Origin of the sequence: Priestia sp. FSL P4-0332 (genome assembly GCF_038005845.1) — a bacterium.
Classification (GTDB): Bacteria; Bacillota; Bacilli; order Bacillales; family Bacillaceae_H; genus Priestia.
The window spans coordinates 268090-287609 of sequence record NZ_JBBOUA010000001.1; the positions used below are offsets into that span (position 1 = coordinate 268090).

Annotated in this window: 14 protein-coding genes; 13 read left to right on the forward strand and 1 reads right to left on the reverse strand. The window is 38.6% G+C overall.

Features of this window, described 5'->3' with window-relative positions; translation table 11 throughout:
* Positions 1-31: 31 nt before the first annotated feature.
* Genes pcrA through MKY06_RS01505 form a run of 3 tightly spaced genes read left to right on the forward strand, consistent with a single transcriptional unit; the run spans position 32 to position 5491 of the window.
* Entirely contained in the window at positions 32-2257 is a 2226-nt protein-coding gene (pcrA, locus tag MKY06_RS01495; RefSeq protein ID WP_013055051.1) for a DNA helicase PcrA, read from the forward strand.
* A gap of 20 nt (positions 2258-2277) precedes the next feature.
* Positions 2278-4284, forward strand: a complete 2007-nt coding sequence (gene ligA, locus MKY06_RS01500; protein ID WP_029324662.1) for an NAD-dependent DNA ligase LigA — start codon at positions 2278-2280, stop codon at positions 4282-4284.
* Between the two features lie 13 nt (positions 4285-4297).
* The gene (locus tag MKY06_RS01505) at positions 4298-5491 is read left to right on the forward strand and encodes a CamS family sex pheromone protein (RefSeq protein WP_013055053.1); all 1194 of its coding nucleotides are present in this window, start codon (positions 4298-4300) and stop codon (positions 5489-5491) included.
* Between the two features lie 54 nt (positions 5492-5545).
* On the opposite strand, the gene MKY06_RS01510 is transcribed toward MKY06_RS01505, so the two are convergent.
* Positions 5546-6031, reverse strand: coding sequence for a DUF3920 family protein (locus tag MKY06_RS01510; protein ID WP_025601294.1), 486 nt, complete (start codon positions 6029-6031; stop codon positions 5546-5548).
* A gap of 365 nt (positions 6032-6396) precedes the next feature.
* Here MKY06_RS01510 and gatC point away from each other — a divergent pair, with 365 nt between their 5' ends.
* From gatC to MKY06_RS01560, 10 genes are all read left to right on the forward strand, one after another.
* Entirely contained in the window at positions 6397-6687 is a 291-nt protein-coding gene (gatC, locus tag MKY06_RS01515) for an Asp-tRNA(Asn)/Glu-tRNA(Gln) amidotransferase subunit GatC (protein ID WP_013055055.1), read from the forward strand.
* Between the two features lie 16 nt (positions 6688-6703).
* Positions 6704-8161, forward strand: a complete 1458-nt coding sequence (gene gatA / locus MKY06_RS01520; protein WP_013055056.1) for an Asp-tRNA(Asn)/Glu-tRNA(Gln) amidotransferase subunit GatA — start codon at positions 6704-6706, stop codon at positions 8159-8161.
* 14 nt (positions 8162-8175) lie between these two features.
* Complete coding sequence (gene gatB, locus MKY06_RS01525) at positions 8176-9606, forward strand: Asp-tRNA(Asn)/Glu-tRNA(Gln) amidotransferase subunit GatB (protein ID WP_013055057.1); 1431 nt, start codon at positions 8176-8178, stop codon at positions 9604-9606.
* A gap of 234 nt (positions 9607-9840) precedes the next feature.
* On the forward strand, positions 9841-10773 hold the full coding sequence (locus tag MKY06_RS01530; RefSeq protein WP_016762783.1) for a diacylglycerol kinase: 933 nt from the start codon (positions 9841-9843) through the stop codon (positions 10771-10773).
* Between the two features lie 95 nt (positions 10774-10868).
* Positions 10869-12242 (forward strand): 23S rRNA (uracil(1939)-C(5))-methyltransferase RlmD, encoded by a 1374-nt coding sequence (gene rlmD, locus MKY06_RS01535; RefSeq protein WP_025601301.1) that lies wholly within the window; start codon positions 10869-10871, stop codon positions 12240-12242.
* 276 nt (positions 12243-12518) lie between these two features.
* Complete coding sequence (locus tag MKY06_RS01540; RefSeq protein WP_013055060.1) at positions 12519-13334, forward strand: YitT family protein; 816 nt, start codon at positions 12519-12521, stop codon at positions 13332-13334.
* 195 nt (positions 13335-13529) lie between these two features.
* Complete coding sequence (locus MKY06_RS01545; protein WP_025601303.1) at positions 13530-16268, forward strand: GTPase domain-containing protein; 2739 nt, start codon at positions 13530-13532, stop codon at positions 16266-16268.
* A 13-nt stretch (positions 16269-16281) separates the two neighbouring features.
* Positions 16282-16512: a helix-turn-helix domain-containing protein gene (locus tag MKY06_RS01550; RefSeq protein WP_013055062.1), complete on the forward strand. Its 231-nt coding sequence runs from the start codon at positions 16282-16284 to the stop codon at positions 16510-16512.
* Positions 16513-16684: 172 nt separating this feature from the next.
* On the forward strand, positions 16685-17668 hold the full coding sequence (locus tag MKY06_RS01555; RefSeq protein ID WP_025601306.1) for a BMP family ABC transporter substrate-binding protein: 984 nt from the start codon (positions 16685-16687) through the stop codon (positions 17666-17668).
* 23 nt (positions 17669-17691) lie between these two features.
* On the forward strand, positions 17692-19497 hold the full coding sequence (locus MKY06_RS01560; RefSeq protein ID WP_025601308.1) for an ATP-binding protein: 1806 nt from the start codon (positions 17692-17694) through the stop codon (positions 19495-19497).
* Positions 19498-19520: the final 23 nt, after the last annotated feature.

The following is a 19520-nucleotide window of genomic DNA, read 5'->3' on the forward strand; positions in this document are numbered from 1 at the left end:
AGAATATATGTTCGATATAGGCGGTGAAAACGTGAATTTTTTAAGTGAAAAATTATTAACAGGATTAAACCCTCAGCAGCAAGAGGCAGTTAAAACAACAGACGGACCACTATTACTTATGGCCGGTGCAGGAAGTGGAAAAACACGTGTATTAACGCATCGAATTGCGTTTTTAATGGCAGAAAAAGAAGTTGCACCTTGGAATATTTTAGCCATTACTTTTACAAACAAAGCAGCTCGTGAGATGAGAGAGCGTGTGGCAAGTATCGTTGGCGGAGTAGCGGAAGATATCTGGATTTCAACGTTCCACTCGATGTGCGTACGTATTTTACGAAGAGATATTGATCGTATTGGCTTTAATCGCAACTTTACGATTTTAGATTCAACGGATCAGCTGTCCGTTATTAAAAATATTTTAAAAGATCAAAACATCGACCCTAAAAAATTCGATCCGCGCTCGCTATTAGGAAGCATTAGTTCAGCTAAAAATGAGCTGAAAGTAGCGGAAGAATTTGATAAAACAGCAGCGGGACCATATGAAGAAGTTGTAAGCAAAGTCTACAAAGAGTATGAAAAGCGCTTAAAGAAAAACCAAGCGCTCGATTTTGATGATTTAATTATGACAACGATTCAGTTATTTAAACGAGTTCCTGAAGTGTTAACGTACTATCAGCGCAAGTTTCAATATATTCATGTGGACGAGTATCAAGATACAAACCATGCGCAATATATGCTTGTTCGTTTGCTAGCTGCACGATTTGAAAATGTATGCGTAGTAGGGGATTCAGATCAGTCTATTTACCGCTGGCGCGGGGCTGATATTACAAATATCTTGTCATTTGAAAAAGATTACCCAAAAGCCAAAACCATTTTGCTTGAACAAAATTATCGTTCAACGAAAACGATTTTGGCTGCGGCAAACGGCGTCATTGCAAACAATATGAATCGTAAAGTGAAAAACTTATGGACGGAAAACGATGAAGGCCAGAAGATTTATCATTACCAAGCAATGAGTGAGCATGATGAGGCACAGTTTGTAGCACGTAAAATTAAAGAAGCAGTAGACAGCGGAAAGCGTAAATACAGTGATTTTGCCATTTTGTATCGTACAAATGCACAGTCTCGTGTGATGGAGGAAGTGCTGTTAAAATCCAATATTAATTATACAATTGTCGGCGGCATTAAGTTCTACGACCGCAAAGAGATTAAAGATTTGCTTGCGTACTTGCGCTTAATTGCCAACCAAGATGATGACATTAGCTTAGCTCGTATTGTGAACGTTCCAAAGCGCGGAGTTGGAGCTACTTCAGTCGATAAAGTAGCCAATTACGGAAACGTTCATGACATTTCTATTTTCAAAGCGCTTGATGAAGTAGAATTGATGGGGTTAACGGGCAAAGCAACAAAGGCACTTCGTGACTTCCAATCAATGATTTCAAACTTAGCTCAAATGCAAGACTATATGTCTGTAACAGAGCTTGTGGAACAAGTATTAGAAAGAACAGGATACCGTGAAGCGCTTAAAGTAGAAAAAACAATTGAAGCACAAAGTCGCTTAGAGAATATTGATGAGTTTTTATCTGTTACAAAAACGTTTGAAGAAGCAAGCGAAGATAAAAGCCTAGTAGCATTTTTAACCGATTTAGCACTTGTTGCTGATATCGATAAGCTTGATGATGAGGAAGAAGAAGAGAACGAACAAGTGATTCTGATGACGCTTCACTCAGCAAAAGGTCTAGAGTTCCCGGTTGTTTTCCTAATGGGTATGGAAGAAGGCGTATTCCCTCATAGCCGATCATTATTCGAAGATAATGAAATGGAAGAAGAACGACGCCTAGCCTACGTAGGGATTACACGTGCTGAACAAGAATTGTATTTATTAAATGCTCAAATGCGCACACTATTTGGTAAAACAAACGTTAATCCAAAGTCGCGCTTCATTGGGGAAATCCCAAGCGAGCTTGTGGAATCTTTAAATGAAGCAATGCGCAAACCTGCTGCTGGTCGTTCAGGGGCTTCAGCTTCGCCGTTTGCAGCGCGCCGACAAGCGGCCGTGGCAAAAACGAAGCTTGTGTCAACAGGCAGTGAATCAATTGGATGGAGCGTTGGAGATAAGGCCGAGCATAAAAAATGGGGAATTGGTACAGTTGTAAGTGTAAAAGGAGAAGGAGATTCAAAAGAATTAGACATTGCTTTTCCTAGTCCTACAGGTGTAAAAAGACTGCTTGCTAAATTTGCCCCGGTTACGAAAGTGTAATCGTGAAAAGGAGCTAGAATATGGAGTTTGAGACAGCAAAATCACGCGTTCAAGAATTACGTGACTTATTAAATCAATATGGCTATGAATATTATGTGTTAGATCAGCCATCTGTTCCAGATGCAGAATACGATAAGTTAATGAATGAGTTAATTGAGATAGAAGAATCATTTCCAGAATTAAAAACAGCTGACTCACCTACTCAGCGCATCGGCGGCCAAGTGCTCGATGCGTTTGAGAAGGTTCAGCATCAAACGTCTATGCTAAGTTTAGGAAATGCATTTAATGAAGAAGACCTTCGGGATTTTGATCGCCGAGTGCGCCAAGCCGTTGGAGATGAGTTTTCTTATGTATGCGAACTTAAAATTGACGGCCTAGCTGTATCTCTTCGCTATGAAGATGGATACTTAGTACTGGGGGCTACGCGCGGAGACGGTACGACGGGTGAAAATATTACTGAAAACTTAAAAACAATTCGCTCTATTCCACTGCGAATTAAAGAACCGTTATCAATGGAAGTTCGCGGAGAAGCATTTATGCCGAGAAAATCATTCGAAGCACTTAATGAAGCAAAAATGGAAAGGGATGAAGTTCCGTTTGCTAACCCGCGTAACGCAGCTGCAGGCTCACTGCGTCAGCTAGATCCTAAAATTGCGGCAAAACGTAATTTAGATATCTTTGTATATGCCATGACTGATACAGGAGAATTAGAAATCGACTCTCACAGCGAAAGTTTGAATTTGCTCGATGAGCTCGGTTTTAAAACAAATAGAGAAAGACAGACGTGTGAAACCATTGATGATGTGATTGCTTACATCGAAAGCTGGCAAACGCAACGTCCAGAACTATCTTATGATATTGATGGCATTGTTGTAAAAGTAGATTCATTTGATCAGCAGGCTGAGCTTGGAACAACGGCCAAAAGTCCACGCTGGGCTATTGCTTATAAGTTTCCTGCTGAAGAAGTTGTAACCAAGCTTGTAAATATTGAGCTGACGGTAGGCCGGACAGGGGTCATTACGCCAACAGCTATTTTGGAGCCGGTTCAAGTAGCAGGTACGACGGTACAGCGTGCGTCTCTTCACAATGAAGATTTGATTCGTGAAAAAGACATTCGCATCGGAGATTATGTCGTAGTGAAAAAAGCAGGAGATATTATTCCTGAAGTAGTGAATGTGATTGAGGAGAAGCGAACGGGAGAAGAGCAAGAGTTTACGATGCCTACTCACTGCCCGGAATGTGAAAGTGAACTGGTGCGTTTAGAAGGAGAAGTTGCGCTTCGCTGCATTAATCCAAGCTGTCCTGCTCAAATTCGTGAAGGACTTATTCATTTCGTGTCCCGCAATGCGATGAACATTGATGGACTTGGTGAAAAAGTTATATCGCAATTATTTCGCGAACAGTTAATTAAAGATGTAGCGGATATTTATACGCTGACAAAACAGCAGTTAATCGAGCTTGAGCGCATGGGTGAGAAATCTGCTGATAATTTGATTGCGGCCATCGAAGCATCGAAAAAAAATTCGCTTGAGCGTTTGCTTTTTGGCTTGGGCATTCGCCATGTCGGAGCAAAAGCTGCAAAGACGTTAGCTCAGCACTTTGAAACCATAGACAAGTTAACAAAAGCAACGTATGATGAATTAGTGGCAATTAATGAAATTGGTGCCAAAATGGCTGATGCTATTGTCGCTTACTTTACACAAGAAGAGGTTCAAGAACTTATACATGAATTAAAAGAGTATGGAGTAAACCTTACATACAAAGGACCCAAGCTTGTAAGTGTAGAAAATGTAGATTCTGTTTTTGCTGGTAAAACCGTTGTATTAACAGGTAAGCTTGAACAGCTATCTCGCAATGAGGCAAAAGCACAAATTGAAGCACTTGGCGGTAAAGTCACAGGAAGCGTAAGTAAAAAGACAGACCTTGTTGTGGCAGGGGAAGAGGCTGGTTCCAAACTGACAAAAGCTAACGAGCTTGAAATTGAAGTATGGGATGAGGCAAGGCTACTTACGGAATTAAATAAATAAGAGGTGTGTGTAGTTGAAAAAGATATTGTTACTTTCTCTTGCGGTCATGCTTGTAACTTCAGCGTGTGCACCGAATCTTTCGGACGATAAAGAGACTGTTCAACAAACCAACAACAAGAAAGAAAAAGCAGTTATTCCGAAGTATAGTATTTCAGATGATTATTACCGAACAATTCTTCCATTTAAAGCGGGAGTGGCAAGAGGCTTAGTAGCAGCAAACTTAAACAACCGCTTGGATGCGCAAGAATTTGAAACAGGTTTAATGCGCTTATCGACAGATAGCTATTCTCCGAAAAAATATGTGTATCAAGAAGGCCAGTACCTTGATAAAGATACTATTCGCTCATGGTTAAGCCGTAAGCTGAGCGATAAACAGTTTAAAGATCTTCAAAGCAAAACAAAAGATGCTACGGCGAAAAAGAAACTTAAGAATAATGGATTAAACCCAATTGATACAGAAAAAGGCGATTTGAAAACTCGTAACGAAACAAGTCCAATGTACTTAGCGAACATTACTGAGCAAGATTACCTTATCCAAGACGGAGACGACAAGGTAAAACTTGGAGGCGTCACAATTGGCCTGGCGATGAATTCTGTTCATTATTATACAGAAGAAAATGGTTATGCTCGTGAAAAACAACTAACTGATAAAAATATTGAAGAGCAAGGCAAAAAGATGGCCGATGAAATTGTGCAGCGGATGCGTAATATCAAGGGCTTAGAAAACGTTCCAATTCGAGTAGCGTTATTTAAACAAAGTGCTAAGGCTTCTTTAACGCCAGGTAACTTTATGGCTGTCGGAAATGCAGGTTCAAATGATACGGCCGTTGGCAGCTGGGATGATTTAGACGAGAAATATTATTTATTCCCATCATCAGATGCAACAAAAGATCACCGAGATGATGCGATGAAATTTGATGAGTTCAAAGCGCAAATCGAAGACTACTTCCCGAACTTTACAAGCGTAGTAGGGAAAGGGTATTACAAAGATGGACAGCTTCAAAAAATGACGATTGATATTCCCGTCCAATTTTACGGAAAAGGTGAAATTGTAGGATTTACTCAGTACGTTGCTGGTTTAATGCTTGATCATTTCCCTTCATATATGGAAACGAGTATCTCTATTAACTCAGTAAGCGGACCTGAAGCTCTCATTGTTAGAAAAGCAGATGAGGACAAGCCGTTCGTTCATATTTACGAAGAGTAAGCAAAAAAGACACTGCTCAAGCAGTGTCTTTTTCTAATTCTATGAAATTGCCTCCTATGAAGGAATGGCGTGAGAATTTTGTCTTGTAAACTTAGCAAGATAATAAGCAGCAAATGCAAATGCATCTTGTTCAGTTGTCCGCTCTTCATACGGGCGCTTTTTATCCAGCTCAAATTCTTTCTGATAATAAGGGATGTGATCTTGAATATAGTGGCGCAGCTCGTGAAAGATCGTTTCAATAAGCGGAAGATAGTCATCAAATTTAAAAATAAATATAATGCCGACTTCTCGCCAGTAAACGCCTGATGCAAACTGCAGGTATTCTGCTTCTTCTTCTCCAAGAGCAGAGACAATTTTATTGGCTTCGCATGAATCACAAAAAATTATAGGAATATGAAAGGCTTTATTTAAACAAGCAAAAACATCTTTTTGCAAGGTGGACAAATCCCACTTGAATTCTTCATCTAATACAAACCATCTTCCGCTTTGCTGATACTCAGGGCGCTGGTGGATGACTGACTGTATAAGTATTTTATTCAATTTTTATAGCACCTCTTTTACGGTAAAGTAGTTATTCGTTTTCTTTACTTTCCCAAAGACTAGTGAAATTAAAACATGGTGGTGTGTTCATCTGAAGCATGTTTCTCTTTCTATCTATCTTTTCTAAAAAGAAGGTTATTTTATACCTATGCAAGAGAGAAATATTTTATGACGAAGGAAAAGTATGGAATGTTGTTTGAATGAAATGGATTTGGTATAAAATAGAAGTGATAAATGTAAGCCCTGTCTTGCCTGGCGGGGTTTTTAATATTTTAGGAACTAGTCTCAGAAATGTTGCCTGTTGCTAGTGAAGTTTGGTATTATCAGTATATTGTAGTGGGACGAATATTCGGAGGTGAAGGAACATGTCAAGAATTTCTGTTGATCAAGTAAAACACGTTGCAAACTTAGCGAGACTTGCGGTGACGGATGACGAAGCAGAACTATTTACAAAACAATTAGATGCTATTATTACATATGCAGAACAATTAGATGAGTTAGATACTACAAATGTAAAACCAACTTCTCACGTATTGGATATGAAAAACGTAATGCGTGAAGATAAGCCAGCTAAAGGTTTACCAATTGAAGACGTAGTAAAAAATGCGCCAGACCACAAGGATGGCTACATTCGAGTACCAACTATTTTAGAATAAGGAAGGAGGCTTTACGATGTCTTTATTCGATCGTAAACTTTCAGAACTACATAGCCTTTTACACAAGAAAGAAGTACGTGTACAAGATTTAGTAGACGAATCATATAAACGTATTAATGAAGTAGATGATAAAGTAGGTGCGTTCTTAGCGCTTAATGAAGACAATGCTCGTGCTTATGCAAAAGAGCTAGATGAAGCACTACAAACAAAAGATGAATTTGGCCTATTATTTGGTATGCCAATCGGTGTAAAAGATAATATTGTCACAAAAGATTTACGTACAACTTGTTCTAGTAAAATTCTAGCAAACTTTGATCCGATTTATGATGCAACAGTTGTTCAAAAATTGCAGGCAGCTGAAGCGGTAACCATCGGTAAATTAAATATGGATGAATTCGCAATGGGTTCTTCAACTGAAAACTCAGGTCTTCAGTTAACGCGCAACCCATGGAATTTAGATTACGTACCAGGTGGATCTAGCGGTGGTTCAGCTGCAGCTGTAGCAGCAGGCGAAGTTCCGTTTTCTTTAGGTTCTGATACAGGTGGTTCAATTCGTCAGCCAGCTGCTTATTGCGGTGTTGTCGGATTAAAACCAACGTATGGTCGCGTATCTCGTTACGGATTAGTGGCATTTGCATCTTCTTTAGATCAAATCGGACCAATCACAAATTCTGTTGAAGATAATGCATACTTACTTCAAGCAATTTCAGGCGTAGACCCAATGGATTCTACTTCTGCTAATGTTGATGTACCGGATTATGTATCTGCTTTAACAGGTGACGTAAAAGGTCTTAAAATTGCTGTTCCAAAAGAATACTTAGGCGAAGGTGTGGGCGAAGAAGCTCGCCAGTCTGTTTTAGATGCACTAAAAGTGTTAGAAGGACTAGGCGCAACTTGGGAAGAAGTATCGCTTCCACACTCTAAATACGCATTAGCTACGTATTATCTATTATCTTCTTCTGAAGCGTCTGCTAACTTATCTCGTTTTGACGGCGTTCGCTACGGATATCGTACAGATAATGCTGAGAACTTAATCGAAATGTACAAGCAGTCTCGAAGCGAAGGCTTTGGAAACGAAGTAAAACGCCGTATCATGCTTGGAACATTTGCGTTAAGCTCTGGTTATTATGATGCTTACTACAAAAAAGCACAGCAAGTACGTACGTTAATTAAGCAAGACTTTGAGTCTGTATTTGAAAACTATGACGTTATCATTGGACCGACTACACCAACTCCATCATTCAAAATTGGTGAGAAAACAGACGATCCATTAACAATGTATGCAAACGATATTTTAACAATCCCAGTAAACCTTGCTGGAGTACCTGGTATTTCTGTGCCTTGCGGCTTATCAAATGGATTGCCATTAGGGTTACAAATTATCGGTAAGCATTTCGACGAAAGCACAATCTATCGTGTTGCTCATGCATTCGAACAAGCAACTGAGCATCATAAAGCGAAACCAGCACTGTAAGGGGTGAGATAAAGATGAACTTTGAAACGATTATTGGTCTTGAAGTACACGTTGAGCTTAAGACAAAATCTAAAATTTTCTCAGCAAGTCCAAACGCATTTGGTGCGGCTCCAAATGCTAACACAAGTGTAATTGACTTAGGTTATCCTGGAGTATTACCTGTGTTAAACAAAGAAGCAGTTGATTTTGCAATGAAAGCAGCGCTTGCGCTAAACTGTGAAATCGCAACAGATACAAAGTTTGACCGTAAAAACTATTTCTATCCGGATAACCCAAAAGCTTATCAAATCTCTCAATTTGATAAACCAATTGGCGAGAACGGTTGGATTGAAGTAGAAGTTAAAGGTGAAACGAAGCGTATTCGTATCAACCGACTTCATTTAGAAGAAGATGCTGGTAAGTTAACGCATACAGGCGATGGCTATTCACTAGTAGACTTCAACCGTCAAGGTACACCTCTAATTGAGATTGTATCAGAAGCAGATATGCGTTCTCCTGAAGAAGCATATGCTTATTTAGAAAAATTAAAATCAATTATTCAATATACAGGCGTATCTGATTGTAAAATGGAAGAAGGTTCACTTCGCTGTGATGCCAATATTTCTTTACGTCCAGTTGGACAAGAAGAGTTCGGTACAAAAGCTGAGTTAAAGAACTTAAACTCATTTAACTATGTGCGCCGCGGTCTTGAACACGAAGAAATTCGTCAAGAAAAAGTGTTATTGTCTGGTGGCTTAATCGAGCAAGAAACACGCCGTTTTGACGAGTCTACGGGCGAAACAATTCTAATGCGTGTAAAAGAAGGATCTGACGACTACCGCTACTTCCCAGAGCCTGACTTATTAGAATTACACATCGACGAAGAGTGGAAAGAACGCGTTCGTGCTTCGATTCCTGAACTTCCAGATGCTCGTAAAAAGCGCTATGTAGAAGAGCTTGGTTTACCTGCTTATGATGCAATGGTATTAACGCTAACAAAAGAAATGTCTGATTTCTTTGAAGCAACGCTTGCTGCGGGCGGAGACGCGAAGCTATCTTCTAACTGGTTAATGGGTGAAGTTTCTGCTTACTTAAACTCAAACCAAAAAGAACTTTCAGATGTAGCCTTAACACCTGAAGGTCTAGCTGGTATGATTCAATTAATTCAAGAAGGTACAATTTCGTCTAAAATTGCGAAAAAAGTATTCAAAGAATTAATTGAAAATGGCGGAGATGCAAAGAAAATTGTAAAAGAAAAAGGTCTTGTACAAATTTCTGATGATGCAACTTTACGTAAATTCGTAACAGATGCATTAGATGCAAACCCTCAATCTATTGAAGATTTCAAAAACGGTAAGGATCGTGCAATTGGCTTCTTAGTTGGTCAAATTATGAAAGCTTCAAAAGGCCAAGCGAACCCACCGATGGTTAATAAAATTCTTTTAGAAGAAATTAATAAACGCTAAATTTGATAACTAAATGTGAGGTGGATATCCATCTCACATTTATTATGAGTAAGGGCGATCGCGCTGAAGGTATGAATAAAAACCGAAACGTGAATATTGTATATCAAGGTTAATTTCTTTATAATATGTTTGTTCATGCCCCCTCTTGTTGATGATGTAATGTGAGGGGGCATTCTTTCACTGATAAAAGTAGGCAAAGATTTGTGACAAATTATCATTATTAGGATGATGAATATGAAAAGAGCGAGAATTATTTATAACCCGACATCGGGCCGTGAAATTTTTAAGAAAAACTTACCGGAAGTCTTGCAAAAGCTAGAGCAAGCAGGCTACGAAACATCTTGTCATGCTACAACTTGTGCTGGTGATGCAACAGAAGCTGCTAAAGTAGCGGTAGAACGTCGTTTTGACGTTGTAATTGCAGCCGGTGGAGACGGTACCATCAATGAAGTCGTAAACGGTATTGCCGGACAAGACTATCGCCCGCAGCTAGGTATTATTCCTGTTGGAACAACCAATGACTTTGCTCGTGCCATTAATGTGCCGCGCACGATTGAAGGCGCTATTGATGTCATTGTAGAAGGCGTAACAAAGCCAATTGACTTGGGCTGTGTAACAAACGACGGAGAAACGCATTACTTTGTAAATATCGCCGGAGGCGGCCGTTTAACTGAATTAACATATGAAGTGCCAAGCAAGTTAAAAACAATGCTTGGACAGCTAGCTTACTATTTAAAAGGCATGGAAATGCTTCCTTCTATTAAACCAACATCTGTTGAAATTGAGTATGACGGAAAATTCTTTGGCGGCGAGATTATGTTCTTCCTCGTTTCCTTAACGAACTCAGTCGGCGGCTTTGAAAAGCTGGCACCAGATTCTTCTTTAGATGACGGTATGTTTGATTTGATTATTTTAAAGAAAGCAAATTTAGCTGAATTTATTCGAATTGCGACACTTGCGCTGCGAGGAGAACATATCAATGATCCTCATATTATTTATACAAAAGCGAACCGTGTTAAAATTCATACGAATGATAAAATGCAGCTAAACCTAGATGGCGAGTACGGAGGGTTATTGCCTGGAGAATTTGTAAACTTATATCGCCATGTAGAAATCTTTGTTCCAAAAGCAACAGCTGAATTGATGGAAAAAAATGAGATCGCCTAATTGCGATCTTTTTTCATGCTTTTCTTTGTTTGGCTTTCGCTCTTATGGTACAATCAGTTCAGCATTTTCAAATGATTAAAAGGATGTAACGATAAATGGAAAAATTAAAACCACCTGTAGAAAAAAATGAATATATAGATGTTGCGTTTGAAGATTTAACGCATGACGGAGCGGGTGTAGCGAAAGTGAACGGATTTCCTGTTTTCGTTCAAAATGCGCTGCCCGGCGAAAGCGGCCAAGTAAAAGTCATTAAAGTAAAAAAAGGCTATGCGTTTGGCAAGCTTATCAAACACCATACAATTAGTGAACAGCGTGTTGAAGCACCTTGTCCGGTCTACAAGCAGTGCGGAGGCTGTCAGCTGCAGCATGTAAGCTATGAAGGACAGCTGCAATTTAAACAAAAGCAAGTAAAAGACGTCATGGCGCGAATTGGTCATTTACCTGACGTTCCGGTACATTCGACGCTAGGAATGAACGATCCTTGGCGCTATCGAAACAAAGCTCAAGTGCCCGTAGCAGAACGAGAAGGCGGTTTGGTCGCTGGGTTTTATCAGCAGCGAAGCCACGACATCATTAACATGGATGCCTGTTTGATTCAGCAGCAGGCAAATGATGATGTTGTTCAAGCAGTCAAATCAATCTGTGAAAAGCATGGCGTTTCTGCTTATCAAGAACAAAAACATAAAGGCTCGCTTCGTCATATCATGGCGCGTTACGGGCTTGTAACGGGTGAAATCATGGTTGTAATTGTGACTCGTACAGCTGAGCTGCCAAACAAAAAGCGTATTATAGAAGACATTATCGAAGCCGTGCCGAACGTAAAATCAATTGTTCAAAACGTAAACAGCAAGCGTACAAACGTCATTTTAGGGAACCAAACGAACGTACTTTGGGGAGAAGAATATATTTACGACTATATCGGCGACGTTAAATTTGCCATTTCAGCAAAATCATTTTACCAAGTAAACCCTGAGCAAACGAAAATGCTTTATGACAAAGCGCTTGAGTATGCAGATTTAACAGGAGAAGAAACGGTAATTGACGCCTACTGTGGAATCGGAACAATCTCGTTATTTCTCGCTCAAAAAGCGAAAAAAGTATATGGCGTTGAAATCGTGCCTGAAGCGATTGAAGATGCAAAGCGAAACGCTGAGCTAAACGGTATTCACAACGCTGAATTTGAAGTAGGCGAAGCAGAAGTCGTCATTCCAAACTGGTACAAACAAGGCATCAAAGCGGACGTCATCGTCGTAGATCCGCCGCGAAAAGGATGCGACGAAGCTCTTTTGAATACCATCATTGACATGAAGCCGAAAAAAGTTGTCTATGTGTCATGCGGACCAGCAACTCTTGCGCGTGATTTAGCTATTTTAGAAAAAGGCGGATATGAGACGGTTGAAGTTCAGCCTGTTGATATGTTTCCGCATACGACACATGTGGAGAATGTGGCGGTCTTAAAATTAAAATAACTCTTCATCAAAGCTGCTATCTTAGTAAAGATAGCAGCTTTTTATTTTGAATAAGCAAGAAAAAGACAAAGTTAGAGTGCTCATACCAAAAGCAGATAAAACTCGATATAAAAGCGCTAATTGCCGTTATGTCCGTTTTATTTTGCCGTTTGTCCACCCCACCAACACAACAAATTTCTGAATATACTTTTTTTAAGGTTTTCAATATTTTAGGAATTATAATAAAGAAGCAATAAATGAAAACATTATATTTGTGGTAAGAGGTGAAGGGACATCATGTATAGAGCAATTGCTATTATAGCAGGTTCTGTGTTAATTGGATTTGCATACAATTGGTTTTTAATCCCCCATAAAGTGTTAAGCAGCGGCATTAGCGGTATTGCTATGATTATAGGAATTTTAACGCCTGCAAGCACGGGAACAATGAATTTTTTGTTGAATTTACCCCTTTTAATTATTGGTTTTATGAAGTTAGGAAAGCGGTTTGTTTTACATACCCTGCTGTCCGTTGTGGCTTTATCAATTGCTTTATACGTGATTCCCTTGAGAGCTGTTAGTACAGATCCTATTCTGTCAGCTGTTTTTGGAGGAGTTTTAACTGGAATTGGCGTAGGGTTTGTTTTTCGTCAGTCAGCTTCGACAGGTGGATTTGATATTATTGCGATGCTTCTTACGCATAAAAAAGAATTCCCGCTTGGCGCTATATTATCAGCGATGAATGCCGTGGTTGTGTTTGTTTCAGGTTTTTTTGTGAATTGGGACGCGGCTTTATATACGATGCTTTCGATTTTCGTCACAGGAAAAGTAGTGGATGCAATTCATACTCGCCATATTAAGCTCACGTTAACCATTATTACGAGAAAAGGTGAAGAAATGAAGCAGCAGCTTCTTACGAATTTGGTGCGCGGCGTGACGTTAATGAACGGTGAAGGAGCTTATTCAAGAGAAGACCGTAAAATATTAATGACGGTGATTTCACGCTATGAGCTTGCAAACCTCAAGCAGTTAATTCAATCGGTGGATCCTGAAGCTTTCGTAAATATTACGGAAACGGTAGAAGTAATGGGGCTGTTTCGACGGGATGCCTATTAATATATTTGTTATTTCAGCGCCCATTTATGATAAATAGCCATTTTTATAGTATAAAAGTTATAAAAAAAGCCTTAAGAGTAGTTCTTGAGGCTTTTTTTGCGTAAAATATGAGTAAGAAAATATCGTGTATGAAAAGTATAAAAAAGGGAATTTGATAGAGTACATAAAATATTGACATCAAAAAGGAGAGACTATATGACGGTAGAATATCAGTTAACGAAAAAGAAATATTACGAAACGTTTATGCAAGAAAATGAAAATCAGCCGCCTGTAAAGGTCCTTGGACAAGCTTATTACGAAGAGCAGCAAAAAGAGTGGTACGACTTATCGCTCGTTCGCTTAGCCCAGGGAGAAGTTTACTTCCATAATCAAGATTTTGAGTCCGCGATTTTTAAGTGGGAGAATGTAAATGGTGAATTTAAGCTGTGGGCGAAGAAAAATACAGCCGACGCGCATTATGAGTTGGGATTGTCTACGCTAGCTGAAGAGCTTTACCTATCCATCGAAACGGATTCAAAAGTATTAAAAGCTGAAATAGCGCTAAAGCTGTTTTCGCTTTATACGGACCATAACAATATTGAACGAGCTTATGAAGTCATTAACGAGCTGGTTGCTTCTCAGCCGGATTATCCAAACGTCACGGCGATTGCACGCAGATTTTATGAAGAGCAAGAAGACTTTAACAGCGCAGTGGAGCTTGCGGTAGATGAGTGTATTCGGACAGAATCGTTAAATTGGTTTGCGGTATTAAAGACTTACGTAGATAAAGGATATACAGCAAACTTTATCCCTAACTATTTTTATCAAGTGATGATTGCATTTTACAAAGTGGATCAAGTGTATTTCAAACAGCTTGTCTCAGCTTTATGGAAACAATATAAGAGCCAGCCTCCTTATCTTGCTTGGATTAAAACTATCAATGATATTTTCTTGAATATTGAAGTGGGCCTCTATGATTATTGGCAAGAGATTTCAACTCTTTATCAAGAGACGTATACCGACTTAATGGAAAGTGATCATTCTGTAAAGGAATTGCATGAAGTCATTCCGAACGTATTAACAAACTGGCTTAAAATTACCAATAAGTCACGTGCGTTATTTCCGTCTGCAGCCGTACTTTCATGGAATGAAAAGTTTCCGTCAACTATTGATACCATTACAATCGAAAATGCAGGCAGATTAATTTTTGAGGCGCGTAACGACATTGATGGTCTTGAATATCACTACAAGCTTTGCCATGGCATTATTAAATGGGCTAATGAAAATGGTTTAGAAGTGGGGCACACCTTTAAATGGTGGGTAGATTTTTTATTAGATGCTCATACGACACACTTATTAATTACAGGAACAAATGCTGCAACGTCTTCATTTGTGGGATCGATTACAGAAGAAAAGGTACCGCAAAATCACGAAACAACCTTTGTGTTCATTCATGATGAGGAAGAATCTATCCAGCAAATCGCTGATCAAGAAATCATTCCGATGGAAACGATTGACGGAGCGGAGCAATCTCCTCACCAGGCGCTTGTAGAAGTGAAAAAACCTTTTGCGTTCCTTGATAAGCATAATTGTTCATGCATTATTACGCCAAGCTTTACAGAACAAGAGGCACGTGAGCAGGATGCATTTAAATATGCTCCTTTAGCAGATGGTTTACTGTTTGTGCTTGATGCAAAAGAATCGCTGCTTGATGAAGAAAAAGAATTATTGCTGGAGATAAAAGAGCATGCGCCAAATACGCCAGTTCATTTTGTCATCAACAATATGGACAGTCTTTATAATCAAGCAACGATTGAGCGAATTACAAAAGAATTTGAAGCAAGCATTGGAGCTGATTTCCCGCAGGCACATGTATTAGCCTATACGCCTCACTACGTATCGAGTCAGCACCACGGAGACTTGGCTCAGTTTATTAAAGCTAATTTCTATTACGATCCAAACGACGTTGGAGTAGAAGAGCGTGCGCGCAGACTGCTGTTCTTCATTCAAAGCATGCTAAAGAGCTTAGTGGAGAAGAGAAATCAAACAGAAAATCATTTGATTGAAAGCATTAAATGGAACGAAGATATGCTTGTGCGATTAAATGGCTTCTTGCATCGAGTAGATGACTTAGAACAAGAAAAAGCGAGTAGTATTGTTTCGGCTTATCACGGAATCAAAGAGGATATTAGCAAAAAGCTAAAAAATAAAATTCCTCGTTTACTCAAAAAGTCTTCAGAATTAGTGAAGGAAGACAGTGATTTTAGTACGGTTCATATTGAGCTAAATAAACAAATGAATATGCGCGTGGAAGAGCACTTGCAGCAAGATGTCCTGCCCAAGTTCCGCATTTCTTTAAAGGACTGGATTGCTACATCAAATGAAGAGCTGATTGCGAGTCAAGTAGACATTGAAGAAGTAGCAGAGTCATTAAATAAGATGTACAATGAGCAAAAATTAACGTTAGTCTGCGATTTTAAAGTACTGGACGACTGGCGTCGCGACGTTAATCGTATGGCTAATCGGGTTCAGCTGGATGAAGAAAATATTTTACTTCGCGTTAATCCAACGCAGCTCTTGTTAAAAGGAGCAGGAAAACTGTTTTCTTCCATTCTTCAAAACCAAACGCTGCTTTATAATCAATATAAAAAGTACATTGAAAGTCAAGACTATCAAGATATCACAGAATCAATGCTGGCAAAGTTTTTTATGCAATTTAATTTATTTGAGAAAAATTTAGAAGTTGATATTGAACTATTCTTTGAAAAGCCAAAAGAGGTTTTAAAAGAAACGATTGAAGAAACACAGGCGCATATTAATGAAAATCAAGACGTGTTAAGTCATATGAAAGCCAATCCTGAAGCTTACCATGATCCTTTAACATTATTCCAGCTTCGCTTGCGTCAGTATGAGTTAATGGTTAAAGCTACAGAAGAGGTACACTACAACGTATAAAAGGTGGAGCAGGATGTATTTAACGATAAAAGAAGCAGCAGAGTATCTATCTTTTCCTGAAGAATATGTGCAGAAATTGATTCAAGAAGGAAAAGTACGAGCTATATTTGATGGTGAAAACTACTTATTAAATAAAGAGCAGTTTAACACCCATTTAGAGCAAATGGAAAAGTACAAAAAACAAATTGAAGAATACCTAAATGAGCCTATCCCTGAAGATATGGATGTAAAAGATGAAGATTGAAGGCAGAAGCAGAAAACAGATGTTTTCTGCTTTTTTCTTTTGGAATGAAAGTGTTAAAAAAGGTAAGATATGAAAGAAATGTCGAAAAAAGTTGGAATTTCGTTAAAGATGTAGTCTTTTTAGATGCTTTTTTTATATAATGAAAGTATGCTAAACAAAAAGGAGAAGGTCTATGCAACGATCAAGACAGTTAAGGCTGATTTTATTGCTTGCCCTGATTGTTGTCGCTTCGTTTTTAATTATTATTATTTCGAAAACACAAGGGATTATAAGTCAGCAAACGACAAAAAAAGTAGAAAACACAAGCGTTGCAATTCTCACCTCTGATGTACTGACAGATCAAAGCTGGGGCAGTCTAGCTTATAAAGGAAAAATCAACATCGAGCAGCAGTATCCTGTTTCGGCTCAAGTTATTAGCGAAGTAAATACGAACCAAAAAATGAAGGAAGCTGCTGAAAAAGTTATTCAAAATGGAACAAAAGTCGTAATTGGACATGGAAGAGAATTTTCTACCGTTTTTACAGAACTAGCTCCTAAGTATCCTCATGTTCATTTCGTCACCATTCACGGTACTTCAATGTATAAAAACCAAACTGTATATACATTTGATCAAACAAAAATAGAGCACCTGGCAGGCACGGCAGCTGCCATGAAGACAAAAACGAAAAAAATTGGATTACTTGATACATTTGCAAAAGAAAAAAATCCAGGATTCGAACAAGGAATCAAAGCGTATGATTCATCGATTGCTTTTTATTATCGAGTTGTAAACAGCCGAGACGATGGAGCAAAAGCAGTAAAGCTGCTCCGCGAGTTAAAAGCTCAAGGTGTCGATATCGTCTATGCTAAAGGAAATTCGTATAATCAAGAAGTTATTCAAGAAGCGAAAACACAAGGAATGTACGTAATAGGATATTTAGATGATCAGGCGTACATGGGTAGGTCTGTTATTTTAACAAGTGTGATAAATGATGTTCCTCAAGCTTACAACGTGATTATGAAAGACTATTTTAGTAAAAAAGGTCTTCCATCTGGAGAAGTCAAACTTGACGCCAGGGACGGTGTTTATAAACTAGCGCCTTTTGGACCGATGTACAGTAAGCGGGAAAAACAAATTTTATATTCGAAAGTTAGAATGTCTACACAGCCGAAGTAACTATGAAAAAGAAAGAGATGATTATGAATCAATTATTTCGCAACATGTCATTCCGTAGCCAAATATTAACGATTCTTCTTTTGATTACATTCATGTTAAGCGGGTTCTCTTTAGTTTTAGTGCATGCCATTGATAAAATGAATCATGTAAGCAACGAAATTAAAGATGAAGATGTTCCTCAAATGGTGTGGCTTTCTTATTGGGAAGAGCAGCTGAACATAAAAGAATACATTGTGAAAAATAATCTAAAGAACCCCACTGTCTCTTTGATAGAAGAATATCAATCATATGATACACGAGTTATCGAAAATAATGAAAGATATAAGCAGCCTGTGCCAAAATCGTTGATTCCACTAAAGGAAAAAATTGAGCTGCTGGATTTTAAGATTTCTAATAACGTGCAGGGACTGCTGAAGTACGGAGATATAGAGGGAGCAAAAGAGTATCTTAAGAGAAATTATTTGCCGGATCTGCATCAGATAAAAAAAGATATTAATAGTTCAAAAGAAGAGACGGTTGATTCACTTGATACACTATCAGATACACTGTCTGTCATTATTAAAGATTCATTAATTTTACTATTGATTTTAACAGTAAGTGCTATTGTGGCTTCTCTTTATGTTTCTTATCGTATGAGTGCGAGCCTTACGAAACCAATTGAACAAATGATTGAAAAAGTGAATGACATTGCAGACGGAGAATACGGTCTTGTTCTTCAAGACACAAAGCAAATCGAGCTGAAGCAGCTTTCGGCTTCTATCAATCAAATGTCGGTTAGTTTAGAAGATTCATTTTGGAAAATCATTAAAGATAAAGCATATCGCCAGCAGATCTTAAATTCACTGCCTGTTGGAATTATCACAATAGAAGATGAGACAAATAGTATATTTGCCAATACCTCAGCAAAGCAGTTTTTAGATCTCGACGAAAAGGATATTTGCGGGTATATGGAGGAATGTCCTGAATATAATACTGAATTTTGGAGCATGGTGAATTCGGGAGAAATTCACGAAAATAAAAAAGTATTATTTGGAACGAAAGAGACGTGCTATTGCTTTTTAGCCTCTCAAACGCAGCTGTTTAATGAGAAGAACGAGAGCATCGGAAGAATTTTTTATTTCATTGATATATCGGATACCGAAGAATTAGAAAAGCGAATGCATCAGTCTGAGAAACTTGCTCTAGTTGGAGAAGTGGCAGCCGGAGCTGCTCATGAGATTCGTAATCCTCTTGCCGTGATTCATGGATTTATATCTCTTATGAATCAGTCTCTCTCTGATGAGGAGAAAAAGCGTTTTTACCTGCCTCTGCTTATGAAAGAGTTAGAGAGGATTAATTACATCATTGAAGAAATGCTGCTGTTATCAAAACCAGGAGCTCCGGTAATGAAAAAAGTCAGTATGCAGGATATTATTAATGAGCTATTGCCTTTGATTACTCACTCAAGCAAATTTACAGAAAAAGATAAGCTTATCTTTGATGTGAAACTGCAGCCGCATATACTAAAGGTAGATGAAAAACAAATCAAACAAGTTCTTCATAATTTAATTCGAAACAGTATGGAAGCCATGGATGGAGAAGGAGTCATTACAATCTATTCACAGGTTCATGATGATAATTATTGTCTGTATATTGAAGATAATGGAAAAGGGATTCCTTTGCATATGCAGCAGTCGCTGTACCAGCCGTTTTCCACTTCAAAAGATAGTGGAACAGGTCTTGGTCTGCCAATTGCTCAGCGTATTCTAGAAAGCCACGGAGGACAGATTAAATTATTATCTACTTCTTCCCGCGGCACAGTTTTTGTTATTAAATTTCCTCTACATTAAGAAAACAGCCTCAAAAGGGCTGT